General features: G+C 43.0%; 10 protein-coding genes. 6 read left to right on the plus strand and 4 right to left on the minus strand.

Annotation, left to right across the window (positions count from 1 at the left end):
- Window positions 1–265 precede the first annotated feature (265 nt).
- Window positions 266–451 carry a hypothetical protein gene (locus BLS59_RS06005; protein WP_091146158.1) on the minus strand — a complete coding sequence of 62 codons (186 nt, stop codon included), beginning with the start codon at window positions 449–451 and terminating at the stop codon, window positions 266–268.
- A 241-nt stretch (window positions 452–692) separates the two neighbouring features.
- Window positions 693–1073: a hypothetical protein gene (locus BLS59_RS06010; protein WP_091146161.1), complete on the minus strand. Its 381-nt coding sequence runs from the start codon at window positions 1071–1073 to the stop codon at window positions 693–695.
- A gap of 198 nt (window positions 1074–1271) precedes the next feature.
- Between BLS59_RS06010 and BLS59_RS06015 the strand changes: the two genes are divergently transcribed.
- The 6 genes from BLS59_RS06015 to BLS59_RS06040 all read left to right on the plus strand — a co-directional run bounded on the left by BLS59_RS06015 (window position 1272) and on the right by BLS59_RS06040 (window position 10930).
- On the plus strand, window positions 1272–2171 hold the full coding sequence (locus BLS59_RS06015) for a metallophosphoesterase family protein (protein WP_091146165.1): 900 nt from the start codon (window positions 1272–1274) through the stop codon (window positions 2169–2171).
- A 289-nt stretch (window positions 2172–2460) separates the two neighbouring features.
- A complete protein-coding gene (locus tag BLS59_RS06020) occupies window positions 2461–3399 on the plus strand; it encodes a dihydrodipicolinate synthase family protein (RefSeq protein ID WP_091146169.1) in 939 nt (312 codons plus the stop codon).
- A gap of 69 nt (window positions 3400–3468) precedes the next feature.
- Window positions 3469–4470: a 4-hydroxyproline epimerase gene (locus BLS59_RS06025; protein ID WP_091146173.1), complete on the plus strand. Its 1002-nt coding sequence runs from the start codon at window positions 3469–3471 to the stop codon at window positions 4468–4470.
- A gap of 283 nt (window positions 4471–4753) precedes the next feature.
- The gene (locus BLS59_RS06030) at window positions 4754–5998 is read left to right on the plus strand and encodes an NAD(P)/FAD-dependent oxidoreductase (RefSeq protein WP_091146177.1); all 1245 of its coding nucleotides are present in this window, start codon (window positions 4754–4756) and stop codon (window positions 5996–5998) included.
- 264 nt (window positions 5999–6262) lie between these two features.
- A complete protein-coding gene (locus BLS59_RS06035; protein ID WP_091146180.1) occupies window positions 6263–7165 on the plus strand; it encodes an AraC family transcriptional regulator in 903 nt (300 codons plus the stop codon).
- 276 nt (window positions 7166–7441) lie between these two features.
- Window positions 7442–10930, plus strand: coding sequence for a family 43 glycosylhydrolase (locus tag BLS59_RS06040; protein ID WP_091146182.1), 3489 nt, complete (start codon window positions 7442–7444; stop codon window positions 10928–10930).
- Between the two features lies 1 nt (window position 10931).
- On the opposite strand, the gene BLS59_RS06045 is transcribed toward BLS59_RS06040, so the two are convergent.
- Together BLS59_RS06045 and BLS59_RS06050 are read right to left on the minus strand one after the other, a co-directional pair.
- Window positions 10932–12089: a glycoside hydrolase family 130 protein gene (locus BLS59_RS06045; RefSeq protein WP_091146186.1), complete on the minus strand. Its 1158-nt coding sequence runs from the start codon at window positions 12087–12089 to the stop codon at window positions 10932–10934.
- Between the two features lie 67 nt (window positions 12090–12156).
- On the minus strand, window positions 12157–13641 hold the full coding sequence (locus tag BLS59_RS06050; protein ID WP_091146190.1) for an aldehyde dehydrogenase (NADP(+)): 1485 nt from the start codon (window positions 13639–13641) through the stop codon (window positions 12157–12159).
- Between the last annotated feature and the right edge of the window lie 22 nt (window positions 13642–13663).

The raw sequence follows: 13663 nt of genomic DNA on the forward strand, positions 1-13663 counted from the left end.
AATGAAATGTAAGATGCATAAAGGTTTATAAACGTTGTCGAAAACCACTGCGCAACCGTTTGCGCGAAAAGTTGCGTAAATACTTTTTAGGGCGTTTTATGCACCGCAGGGTAAAGTTATAGGGCTTTGGGAATGGTAATTACCGGCAATGAGAACCACCTGTAGGATGGTTTGCATCAGGAAACCGTTTGGTATTTTAATAGATGCCGGTTTTTGTTTTGCCGGCTTAAACTCCGCAAACGATTGTGTTTAGGTTTGTGCGGACTTATTGCTGTTTCGCGGGTGGCTCAGTAGGTTCTTTTGGGGTTGGCGGTACTTCTTCAGGTGTTTCGGGAATATCTCTTGAAGGTATCTCGGGCTCTTTAGGGTCGGATGGTTGCTGTATCTCCGGGCGTGCGGGCTGGGCAGGCATTTCGGGTTGCTCGCCGGGGAAAGTATTGTGCTTTTTCATGGTATATGCGTAAATGTTTGCAGGGAATGCATATGATCGCAGTTTTCTTAATCATCTATTCCTTCCCACTGTTTTAATATCATTTCTGCAGGTTTTGTTTTACTATTTTGAGCGCTTACGTTGTTTTGAGTTTTCATGTTGTTGATTTTTTATTGTTGTTGATTAAACAAAGGTGCTGAAGAACAAGAGCCGGGAATTAGCCGCATCGTGGTAAGTTGTAGCCAAAACGGTCTGCGCTGTTTTAATTTACCTCGGGTTTTGGAAATACCGGTACAAACAGGCCCATGTAAGTGCTCAGCATAACTATCATATGTCTTGAAATGGCCTGGCCTATTTCATCAATCTCCTCCTGGTAAAGCGGACTTTGGTAATCGGAATTACATGGATTTGGGTCGGCCTCAAAATATTGCAGGTGCCAATCACCGTCAGATAGGAGGGTGTTTCTGTCGTACCATTTACCATGCAGTAATTGCAGTGTAAGGGTTATAAATTTTTTGCCATTATAAAATTCAATAATAAATTGCGGTGTAAAAGGCATATCCCATTGCTCAGGCGGCACTTCATCCACCTGTAACCGTGCTATGCCCCGGCTCAATTGCACATCAATGTAAAACTCTTCCATAATGTAAATACAAATATAATGCTAAAAATATTAGTATTTAGGTATCTTTTTAAATAAAATTTTAACATTAATTTTTTACAGAATAGCCTTGAAAATTATCAGTGATAATATTTAATTAACAATAGTGAGCATATAAACACAAAATAGCTTTTTACTTTTGCGGTTCGTAACGGGGCAACAATCCGCACGAATAAAGAAATGGAAAGAAGATCAGCAATAAAAAACCTGGGCGGTTTATTAATAGCACCTGCCGTTGTACTTAATGGTAAAAACACCAATAAGCCGGTTTTAAGGATAGCCCACCTTACTGATGTTCATTTAAAAAATAAATTTGATGCACCGGCCCGGTATGCAAGGTGCCTTCATCATGTTCAAAACCAAAAACCCAAAGTTGATTTTATTATGAACGGGGGCGATGTGGTGTTTGATATGAATAAAGAAAACCTTGGTACGCTTGAGGAGCAATGGAAACTAACCCATCGCATCATGAAAGCCGAATGTAATTTGCCGGTTAACTATTGCCTTGGTAACCATGATATATGGTGGAACGAGAATGATAAGGGTCAAACACTGTACGGCAAAAAGTACGCGCTTGATCAGCTGCAATTAGCTAAACCCTATTACAGTTTTAATAAAAACGGCTGGAAATTTATAGTATTGGATAGTGTACACCTGGATATTGATGATACCTGGTACATTGGCAAATTGGGCGACGAACAGCTAACCTGGCTGGAAACCGAACTACAGCAAACTCCGGCCAATACGCCGGTGCTGGTTATGTCGCACATACCTATTTTAACAGCTACCAACCTTATTGATGATGATACGGTTAATAAATGGGTAATGCTTGGTGGCGATATGCACACCGATAATGCTAAGATCATTAAACTGTTTTACAAATACCCCAACGTAAAACTATGCCTGAGCGGGCATATTCACCTGCGTGAAAAACTGGTTTACAATAACGTTACCTATCTTTGCAACGGTGCGGTAAGCGGTGGCTGGTGGGAAGGTAACAGGAGAGAAACCCCGCCGGGCTACGGATTAATAGACCTGTACGCCGATGGTAACTTTGAGGAGCGCTATATCACTTATTAAATAATATACTTCATAATCGGCACCCAGCCGTAAATTTTTGGTGCTTTAGCTTAGTATTACGCTGTACGCCGGCATAACTTGTTGGTATATAATGTAATATTATTGATGTCTTGCAATACCTTCCGCTGTTTTTAGTTTATTTTAACGTGTGATTAAATTGTTATTATGCATCAACAAAATGTTAAATAACCTGCTAATATCATCTTGGTAAAATACGGTTATTGTATGCTAAATTGTTATACTAATGTGGTAAAGCATAACATTAATTTTGAAAAAAAATATTTAACCGATGATAACTTTTGAATGGAAAGGTGTAATGCCCGCGGTAACAACAAAATTTACCGATAATGACGAACTTGATTTTGAGGCATTTGATGTTAACTTAAACGCACAGCTTGAAGCCGGTGTCGATGGCTTTATTTTAGGTGGCTCATTAGGCGAAGCCAGTGTGTTGAGCGATGATGAAAAGTTTTCATTACTAAAACATACCGTTGCTTTTGTTAAAGGAAAGGTACCCGTAATACTTAACATAGCCGAGCAAACTACCAAAGCCGCTATAGCCTGCGCTCAAAGAGCACTTGATAACGGTGCCGATGGTTTAATGCTGTTGCCGCCAATGCGCTACAACAGCGAAGAGCGCGAAACACTGGCTTATATAGGTGCAGTTGCTAAAAGTACTCCGCTGCCAATTATGATATACAATAACCCGGTTGATTATAAAATTGAGGTTACGCTTGATATGTTTGAGCAGCTTGCCGTGTATGAAAACATCCAGGCTGTTAAAGAATCTACGCGCAATGTATCAAACGTAACGCGTATGTTTAACCGTTTTGGAAACCGTTACGCCATATTTACCGGTGTTGATCCGTTGGCTATGGAAAGTTTGGTAATGGGTGCCGATGGCTGGGTTGCCGGTTTGGTTGATGCCTTCCCTAAAGAAACCGTTGCTATTTACCGTTTGGTAAAAGCAGGCAGAATTGCTGAGGCGCTAACCATTTACCGCTGGTTTTTACCGGTGCTTGAATTAGATATTCATGCAAAACTGGTACAATACATTAAATTGGCCGAGGTTGCTACAGGTATAGGTACCGAAAATGTACGTGCCCCGCGCTTACCTTTAATTGGCGAAGAACGTGTTAAAGTACTAAAGATCATCAATGATGCGATAGCTATCCGTCCGGAATTACCTGTTGGCAGCTGGGGAAAGCTAAACGAAGTTGAAGCATAATACCCCTTTTATTTATAACAACAAAGGCAATCGGCTTTTAGCCTTTTGCCTTTAGCTTTAGGCTTATATATGAGCAGTAAAACTTTTTTTTGTATAGATGCGCATACCTGCGGTAACCCGGTAAGGGTTGTTGCCGGCGGCGGCCCCACTTTAAAGGGCGATAACATGAGCCAAAAGCGCCAGCACTTTTTAAAAGAGTACGACTGGATACGCACCGGCTTAATGTTTGAACCACGCGGGCATGATATGATGTCGGGAAGTATATTGTTTCCGCCCCATGATCCTGCTAATGATGTGGCTGTACTTTTTATTGAAACCAGCGGTTGCCTGCCTATGTGCGGGCATGGTACTATAGGTACCATAACCATTGCCATTGAAGAAGGATTAATTACCCCGCAGGTGCCCGGCGTAGTACGCATGGAAGCACCTGCCGGTTTGGTATTAATTGAGTACAAGCAGGAGGGTAAAAAGGTTACTTCCGTAAAACTCAGAAACGTTGCGGCCTATCTTGCAGCAACCGATTTGCAGGTGGAGTGCCCCGATCTGGGGATGCTTACCATCGATGTATCATACGGTGGTAACTATTATGCCATTGTTGATCCGCAGCCAAATTTTGGTGGTATTGAAAATTATACCGCCGGCCAGCTGATTGCCTGGAGTCAGGTATTACGCAAACGCATCAATGAAAAATACCAGTTTGTTCATCCGCAGGACCCTACCATTAATACCTGTACGCATATCCTTTGGGCCGGTGCCGTGTTAGACGAAACATCCACCGCCCGTAACGCCGTTTTTTACGGCGATAAGGCTATCGACAGGTCGCCTTGTGGTACGGGAACATCTGCACGTATGGCGCAGTGGTATGCCAAGGGTAAGCTAAAAGTAGGCGAGCCTTTTATTCATGAAAGCATCATCGGCAGTAAATTTATTGGTAAGGTAGAGGAAGTAGTGAAGGTGAATGATTTTGACGCCATTATACCAAGTGTTGAAGGCTGGGCCAAGGTTTACGGCTATAACACCATTAAAATTGACGACGACGATCCGTACGCACACGGCTTCCAGGTAATATAGAAATAGAAATAACATACGCATAAACCTGCCATTTCGGGTTTTAAAATCCGGGGACTCCAAAGGGATGACAAAGAGGCGAAAGACTTACGAAGTTTTTAAAACTTCGTAAGTCTGGGATCTACAACTTGTCATTTCGAAACGAGGTACGAGTGAGAAATCTTAGACGTGCGATGTACTGTACAATCGGCATGGAGATTTCACTAATGACAAGTGGTTTAATACAATAAAGATTTTTTAAATAAGCCCTTAGCATTACGCTTTGGGCTTTAAGCTTCAAAATAACATGTCAAAAGTGCTGATAATAGGTGGTGGAATAGTTGGTTTAAGTTCGGCGTATTACTTACATAAGGCCGGGCATCAGGTAACAGTGCTTGATAAAGGCGATCTTACCGATAGCTGTTCGTATGGTAATGCCGGTATGATAGTGCCAAGTCACTTTATTCCGCTGGCTACGCCGGGTATGCTAACACAGGGTATTCGGTGGATGTTTAACAGCAAAAGCCCGTTTTATGTACGCCCCTCACTAAATATGCAACTGATTTCATGGGGACTGAAATTTGTTCAGAAAGCCAATGCAGGGCATGTTGAACGTTCGGCAACACCATTAACCGAACTTTCGCTGTTGAGCAAAAAGCTTTATGAAGATTTGAGCAAAGAGCCAGGTTTTAACTTCGATCTGGTAGAAAAAGGCATCCTGATGTTTTATAAAACCGAGAAAGCCGGTGAAGAAGAAGCCCTCATGGCCGCAAAAGGCCGGGAGTTAGGCCTGGATATGGCAGTGCTTAGTGCAGACGAATGCCGTAAGCTACAGCCCGAATTGGAGCTTGATGTGCTGGGCGCGGTACATTACCGCTGCGATGCACATTTGTCGCCAAATAAATTAATGACGGCCCTTATAAAATACCTGAAAGGTGCGGGCGTAAGCCTGCTTACCAATAAGGAGGTTACCAAAATTGAAACATCTGCAGGTAAAGTAGGGCGTGTTTTAGCCCATGATGAAGCATTTACGGCAGATGAGGTAATTGTGGCCACCGGTTCATGGTCGCCGGCTATTGGCAAATTGTTGGGCATTAACATATTATTGATGCCGGGTAAAGGCTATTCCTTTAACGTTGCTGATGAGCATCCGGCTATGCACATACCAGCCCTGCTTGCCGAAGCCCGTGTAGCTATTACCCCAATGAATGGTGGTTTGCGCTATGGCGGTACTATGGAGCTGGATAAGATCAACAGCCGTATTAATATGAACAGGGTAAAAGGTATTGTGGAGTCGGTACCTAAATATTTCCCCGGTCTTAAACCGGCTGTACCTGCCGAAAAAGATATCTGGTTTGGTTTCCGTCCCTCATCTGCAGATGGCTTGCCTTACATTGGCCGCAGTAAAAAATTCAGCAATCTTACTATTGCTACAGGGCATGGCATGATGGGTTTAAGCTTAGGCGCAGGTACGGGGGCATTAGTGAGCGAAATTATTTCAGGAACTGCTCCATCTATCAATATAAATAGCTTTATTCCTGATAGAAAGTAATTAAAATTGCAAACTTTGCAGGAATTGCTGTATCTTAAGCTAAAATCTTCTATTAGATATGCTTTATTCTTGAAAAAAAGGTTTATAAATGTCAATAATACGCTTTTAAGCTATTATCGTTCTTTAAAGAGCTTATTTTTCGTTTTTATCTATTCTATATTATAATATTTAGAAATAAATATGCGATTTTTTTGAAATGTTGTAAAATTATCGTTGCAAAACAATAAAAAGTTGTAAATTGAGACTGGATTAACAAACAGAAAGATGAAGGTTTTACAATTTACTATTCCTCTTACCCATGATAAGAGTGTAATTGCAGAAAAAGTTTATCAGTCGCATCATTATCCGCACCTGCACCGGCATAATGAAATTCAGATTACATGGATAAAGAATGGTGAGGGCACATTAATGGCTGGTAATAACGTACACGATTATTCGTCTGGAGATATCTTTGTATTAGGCGCCAATCTTCCTCATGTTTTCAAAAGTCACCCCGAATACTTTGTACAGAATACCAATACTCAGGTAGAAACACTGACAATTTATTTCAACCCCGAAGGTACACTGGCCTCCATGTTTGACCTGCCCGAGTTAAGATCAAGCAAAATGTTCATGCAGCAGCATCAGCAGGGATTTAAAGTACCGCTCAATATTTCTGATGATGTATCGCAGCTGATGATCGGCATAAAAAATGCTTCGGGTTTCGATCAATTGATCCAATTTCTTAACCTTGTTAAAGGACTTACCAATATTAAAACCCGGTTAGATCCGCTTTCGTCTTACAGTAATCTGCCAAGTATCACCGAAAATGAGGGCATCAGGATAGGGAACATCTATAGTTTTATAATGCAAAACTTTAGTGAGCAGATTACCTTAGAAGATGCCGCCAAGGTAGCCTTTATGACACCCGAGTCGTTTTGTCGTTATTTTAAAAAGCATACCGGGCACACATTTATCTCCCTGCTTAACGAAATAAGGATTAATGAGGCCTGCAAAAAACTGATATCCCATAAATTTGAAAGCATAAATACCATAGCCTACAAATGCGGGTTTAAAAGTATTACCAACTTTAACCGGGCATTTAAATTCATAACCGGCAATTCGCCGCGTGGTTATGTAGAAGCTTACAATAATAATCTCATAAACCTTAACAGGGCTGCAAGTTAAATTATACCGTTTGATTATAAATTTACTTTAATTTTACCTTAAATATTGATGGCGTACAGGTTATAAGTCTGTACGCCATGTTTTTATAATATATTTATAAAAGACAAAATATAGCAATAACATGTTAATTTTCGTCAAAATACCGGGTTCAATAACGGTAATATTGTGTTTTACCCTCGGTATATTATCATACAAGTCATGAATATGCCCAAGGTATACTAACCCGCCAATTTTATGTAATGTTCATTAAATTGCGTTACCGGGGCAATCAATATCATGCGTAAAATTTTTTTAAGAATCTTTTTTTTGGTGTGCTTATCCTTAACCGCTTTGGCGGCATTGGCGCAAACCCAATCTGCTATTACTCCCGGTAACGGCAACCCGCTAATCCCAGGTTATTTTGCCGACCCAACCGTCAGAAAGTTTGGCGATACCTTTTACATTTACGCCACAACAGATGGCAATGGGGGCGGACATGGCCCGTCGCAGGTTTGGACGTCCAAAGATTTTGTTAACTGGACGATGAAGGACATGAACTGGCCCACAACAAATTATTACTGGGCGCCTGATGTTATTAACGGTAACGACGGCAAGTATTACATGTACTACTGCCAGCCTGTAGAAATATATGGTGCTTCGTCAGCAACTCCCGTTGGTCCGTGGACGCCGTTATTGCCCGACGGCAAAGCTATGATCCCCAATTATTTTATCCCTGGTGTTATTACGCTTGATGGGCAAACCTTTAAAGATGACGACGGGAAAATCTATATGTTTTGGGGAACCTGGGGCATTTACCCGGATCATGGCTGCGGTGTTGGTTTACTGAATGCCGATATGCACTCATTTGCCAAAACGGCTAAAATTCCCAATACCATAGCTAAAGATTTCTTTGAAGCGCCGTTTATGTTTAAACGTAAGGGCATCTATTATTTAACCTATTCATCCGGTGCTTGCGAAGATTCAACCTATCGGGTACAATATGCCATAAGTCGCACCGGCGCAATGGGGCCTTTTGAATTTGGTAAAAATAATCCTGTATTAAGTACTAATAGCGATGGCACCATTCATGGCCCAGGCCATGAATCGGTTGTACAGGTGGGCGATGATTTTTATATGGTTTATCACCGGCACAATAATCCACATTCAACAGGGGGCTATCACCGGCAGGTATGTGCCGATAAGCTGGTGTTTGATAAAGATGGCAACATCGAAAAGATGGTGCCCACGCATACAGGGGTAGGCTTATTGGGTAAAAACGAAATTATAACGCCAAATCTGGCTTATCAAAAAAAGGTGAGTGCATCTTCCTATTACAACGAAAATTACCGCCCCTCATTCGCGGTAGATGACAATAACGGAACGCTCTGGAAGCCGGCCGATAACAGCACGCAACCCGCCTCAATTACCATCGACCTGGGCGGGGTTATACCGTTTAATACCGTTGCTACCCAATTTGAATACGCAACCTGGTATTATCAGTATACTATTGAAACATCAGTTAACGGAACCGACTGGCAAGCATTCGCTAATCAATCAACAAATACGCATCATGGTTCACCCATGGTTGATTATGGCGATGTAAAGGCCCGGTTTATCCGCATCACCGTTACCGGTACAGAATATCCCGGTTTGTATAAGGCCATCTGGAACGTGAAAGTTTATAACAATAAAAAACTTGCTTCGGGCACAATTAAAGCAAATGTTTCAACTGATGCCAGTATCCAGCCGTATCAACAAAAAGGCCTGTTAATTGATTTGGATGCAAGCCAGTTTCAACCGGGCACAGTGGTTAGCGAATGGACGAATAAGGGCCTGCTGGGCGGTAAATTTATTGCAGGCGGTAAGCCACCATTAACTGATATCATTGGCGGTAAAAAAGCGCTGGTTTTTAACGATGCGCAGTCGCTGCAATCAACCGTGACTGTACCGGCTTCGCTGTATGGCAATAATAGCTATACCGTTGATTTTTGGGCATACAATACAAAAACAAAAGATGAAAACCCGGTTTTAAGCTGGACAAGGGGCGAATCTGACCATACGGGTGCTAATTTTGGTTATGGCAGCAACCGGGTATTTGGTGCCGCACAGCACTTTGGCGCTTCAGATTTTCAATACAAAGGAATACCTGAACCAAAAAAATGGCATCACGTTATTATCACTTTCGACGGTATTTTTGAAAAACTGTATGTAGATGGTGTGTTGAACAATATTGAAAATAAAATGCTGTTTTTGAGGGCTGCGGATAAATTCATCATTGGGGCAAAAACAAACCGGTCGGCCTTTTTTACCGGCGCTATTGCATCCTTAAAAGTATACGACAGACCTTTGGCTGATACAACCATACAACGCATTTCAAGCCAAACACAGCAGGCAGATATTGCGGTTTACCTTAATGCTTCTAAACTAAACTACGGTAGCCTCGGTAATTGGGCAAATGAGGGTGATGCCGGTGGTTTGTTTAAAACAGCAAATGAAAAAACTCCGGTAGTAAAAGATGTAGCCGGGCGTTTGGCAGTCAGCTTTTCCGGTAAAGATGCTTTGGTATTGGATACAAAACTAACCGATACCGTAAATTACAGTATTGCATACACCCTTTATAAGACTAATAAATGGCAATATATTGTTAGCGTTTTTGATGTGCAGGGCGTTAAAGAATATGTAAACGGTGCGCTTGTTTCACCCCCTATTCAGCAGGCGGTTAAAATTACTGACGGAACAATAACACTTGGCAATAATATTGGTGCAATAGCCGGCGTAACGCTGTATAAACATAGTTTACAGGTCGATGAAATTAAACAATTGAACGATGCATGGCTTCAAAATCTGCATCCGCCGGTAGCAGCTTCGGCTCAATTCAAGGTTAAGCCCAACGCGGTTACACCCAGCATGGTTTATATGGAGGCAGGAACAGATGGTGCCGAAAAAGCAAGTCTGCAATATTGCTTTACAGAAAAAGAAGGCAAATCGAGCGGGTGGATAGATGAGCCACAATACATTGCATACCAGTTATCGGCCGATAAAACGTACAGTTATTCCTTCAAAATAAAAGATAATTTCGGCAACGTGAGTACATCATCGGCACAGCTAAAGGTGAGTACGGCTACCACATTGTTCCACATTATAAGCGATGACTTTTCGAAAAACAGGAACTTTGTACAACAGGGGCAGGCGGGAACGGTATGGAATGGTTTGATTGGAAAAGGCAACCAGCAGCAAGCCAAAGTATTCATTGATAGCAGCAGCCTCACCCTGCAATCAAAAGGGACTAATTGGGATGGCGGCGCACCATACGGGCCTTTCCTTTATCAAAACGTTACCGGCGATTTTGTGGTACAGGTAGAAGTAACCGACGTAAGCGGCCTCAAAGAAAAAAAGGTAAAGGGCAATAATGATGTTGGGCTGATGATAAGAAAAGAAAAAGACACAACAGATACGAATACCGCCGAGCAACTATTACAAAGCAGTATTTTCCCCGCCTGGAATTGCGGTAACATGTTTACCAATTTTAAAGACGGTCAGCGTATGCAGGTAAACACACAAACCGGCTGGAATTACAACCGCTTTCTCCAGATCCAAAAATCGGGCGATGTGTTTTACATCAGGAGCAGCAAAGATGGCCTAACCTGGGAAGATATGCCCGGCAGCCCAACCACAAGACCCGATCTGGCAAATATCCCCTTACAGATAGGTTTGTTTCAATGCACGTATGGCCCGCAGGAATCGTATGTTAAATTTGGCGGTTATAAGCTCATTACTAAAAAATAAATTAACGGATAGGATCTGGCAATGATGGTTTTGCCGGATCATATACCGCCACTGCAACGCGAGAATCGGCGCAGCCATAGTACATGAACCATTTGTTATGGAAATATACCATGCCCTCTATAAATACAGTGCCGTTAACGTACTGCCCGCTTTTTTCAAAGGCCGCTAAAGGACGTAAAAATGGTACGTTTAAACGCGCTATGGGTTTAGCAGGATCATTCTTATCAAACAAAACCTGACCTGCACAGTAAGAGTTTTTGGTGAAACGACTGTCAGCATCGTCGCCTGCGCTGTTTTTGCCGTTGTAAAATAATATAATGCCTTTTTTGGTAAGCAGTGCCGGGGGACCGCATTCTGTAAGGCTGCTATCAAAATAGCCCTTCCTCGGTGAGATCAACTCTTTAAGCGAACCGTCGTTGTTTACAACCGGCTGCCAGTCTACCAGGTTTGCGGATGTGGCGGCGTATACATGCTGCTCGCCCCAGTACATCCAGTATTTGCCGTTTATTTTGGTGATCACCTGTTTGCCATTGCTGATCCTGGTTAATATCGAGGCTGATTTGTGTGGGATATTTAGGAACTTGCCATTGAACGCATCCTCAAAAATAGGTCCGTGTTTTATCCAATGTTTAAGGTCTTTTGAAGTAGCTACCCCAAGGCGCGGATTATCGCGGTTCCATTGGGTGTAAAATACAACGTAAGTGCCATTTTGGGTAACGGCAACGCGCGGGTCTTCACAACCACCGGGCCATTCATATTTCTTTTGCGTATCATCTGCAGGGTAAAATACCGGGGTTTTACTGCGTTTAAAATGGTAGCCATCGCTGCTGGATGCGTAACCCAACCTCGACGTACGGAAACCTATCCCAACGCCCGATTTGTCTTCGGAGCGATACAGTACAACAACTTTGCCTTTGTATAATGCAGCTGCCGGGTTAAAGGTATCGTTTGATTCCCAGGCAACGGCTTTTTTCAATATAGGGTCGAAAAATCTTGAGGTAGAATCTGGTGAGATAATGGGATTTACACCGGCGGTTCTTTTAAAGCCGCCAAAAGCCCAATCTGGCAGGTGGTTTACGCTGTCTTGCTGGGCAAATGTCGGTGCCGACAGGACAAGCAATAACGTAATAGTTTTAACAAAATAAAGGAAAGGTTTCATAAGTGTCAATTTGAAATAGTGCCAGGATCACCGTAAAGGTAATTTCCCGGCACTGTTCTTCAAATATCTACTTTTTCCATTCATTATCCGTCATGCGCCAAATTCCTAAAGGATTGGCGTTTTGAAGGGCAGGAGGAAGGATGTTATCGGGGCAGTTTTGATAGCATACGGGGCGTACCCAGCGTTTTACCGCGTTAATGCCAACAGCAGTGAAGCGGCTATCGGTAGTGGCAGGAGAAGGCCCGCCGTGCACCATACTGTTGCATACTTCAACACCGGTTGGCACACCATTAAATAAAATACGACCGGCAATTGACGGCAGCACCTGTATCAAAGCAGGATGATTGGCAAAATCGGTATCGGTACCCATTAACGTTACCGTTAACTGGCCGCTTACCGCTTTTAAAACAGCCGTAAGTTCTGCCTCATCGGCACAAATAACCATTAGGGAATAAGGACCAAATACTTCTTCGTGCAATAACGGGTTTTGTAAAAATACATCAGCCTTTACAGATGCTATGGCCGGTGATGCTTCGATATCATTTGCTTCCTTAGCGGCTTGTTTTACCAGCGTTACACCGGTTTGATCAAGCGCTGCATGGCTTTTTTTGTTGTAAGCGGTATGAATGCCCGCGTGCAGCATTTTAGCAGGTTGTACGGCCTCAATGCCTGCACCTAAATGATTGATGAACTCGTGTAATCCTTCACTTTCAATGGCTATCATTAAGCCGGGATTGGTGCAAAACTGGCCCATTCCTAAAGTGATAGAACCGGTGTATTGGTTTGCCAGGTCCTTAGCGTTGTGCTGTAAAGTATCGGGCAGTAAGATAACCGGGTTAATGCTTCCCATTTCAGAGAAAACCGGTATAGGATTTTTCCTTTGCGATGAATAATCATACAAAGCTTTGCCACCAGCCGTTGAACCGGTGAAGCCTACTGCTGCCGTATGATCGGCCTGTACCAAAGCCTTGCCTGTTTCAAATGAATTACCGTGTACATGCTGAAAAATATTTTCGGGCATGTTGCAGCTGGCTATTGCTTTTTTAATGGCGCTATACACCATTTCAGATGTTTCGGCATGGGCAGGGTGGGCCTTTACTACAACTGAGCAACCACCTGCAAGTGCACTTGCGGTATCGCCTCCTGCGGTAGAGTAAGCAAAGGGGAAGTTACTGGCGCCAAAAACAACTACCGGCCCCAGGGGGATCAGCATTTTGCGCAGATCTGCACGGGGCAGGGGAGCCCTTTCGGGCATGGCGGTATCAATGGTGGCCTCTACCCAGCTGCCTTCGCGCAGCATTTGGGCAAACATACGCAGTTGCCCGGTAGTACGCCCGCGCTCGCCGTTCAGGCGGGCGGCAGGCAGATTGGTTTCTTCGGATGCTTTGTTGATAAGTGCATCACCCAAAGCCTCAATTTCGTTGGCTATTGCTTCCAGGAACAGGCTTTTTTGCTCGGGCGTGGTTTTTTGATATTCTTCAAATGCGGCGTGTGAAAGCTGCATTACCTGGGCTATTTCTTCTTTACTTATTTCTGAAAAACTTACAGACATGGTGGATTTTTATAATTTATAA

This window comes from Mucilaginibacter pineti, assembly GCF_900101875.1.
GTDB classification, from domain to species: Bacteria; Bacteroidota; Bacteroidia; order Sphingobacteriales; family Sphingobacteriaceae; genus Mucilaginibacter; species Mucilaginibacter pineti.

Bases quoted from the DNA above. Each gene is read 5' to 3' on its own strand.
- BLS59_RS06045 (WP_091146186.1), bottom strand. From the start codon at position 12,089: ATGAAACCTTTCCTTTATTTTGTTAAAACTATTACGTTATTGCTTGTC.
- BLS59_RS06040 (WP_091146182.1), top strand. From the start codon at position 7,442: ATGCGTAAAATTTTTTTAAGAATCTTTTTTTTGGTGTGCTTATCCTTA.
- BLS59_RS06020 (WP_091146169.1), top strand. From the start codon at position 2,461: ATGATAACTTTTGAATGGAAAGGTGTAATGCCCGCGGTAACAACAAAA.
- BLS59_RS06050 (WP_091146190.1), bottom strand. From the start codon at position 13,641: ATGTCTGTAAGTTTTTCAGAAATAAGTAAAGAAGAAATAGCCCAGGTA.
- BLS59_RS06005 (WP_091146158.1), bottom strand. From the start codon at position 451: ATGAAAAAGCACAATACTTTCCCCGGCGAGCAACCCGAAATGCCTGCC.
- BLS59_RS06025 (WP_091146173.1), top strand. From the start codon at position 3,469: ATGAGCAGTAAAACTTTTTTTTGTATAGATGCGCATACCTGCGGTAAC.
- BLS59_RS06015 (WP_091146165.1), top strand. From the start codon at position 1,272: ATGGAAAGAAGATCAGCAATAAAAAACCTGGGCGGTTTATTAATAGCA.
- BLS59_RS06030 (WP_091146177.1), top strand. From the start codon at position 4,754: ATGTCAAAAGTGCTGATAATAGGTGGTGGAATAGTTGGTTTAAGTTCG.
- BLS59_RS06010 (WP_091146161.1), bottom strand. From the start codon at position 1,073: ATGGAAGAGTTTTACATTGATGTGCAATTGAGCCGGGGCATAGCACGG.
- BLS59_RS06035 (WP_091146180.1), top strand. From the start codon at position 6,263: ATGAAGGTTTTACAATTTACTATTCCTCTTACCCATGATAAGAGTGTA.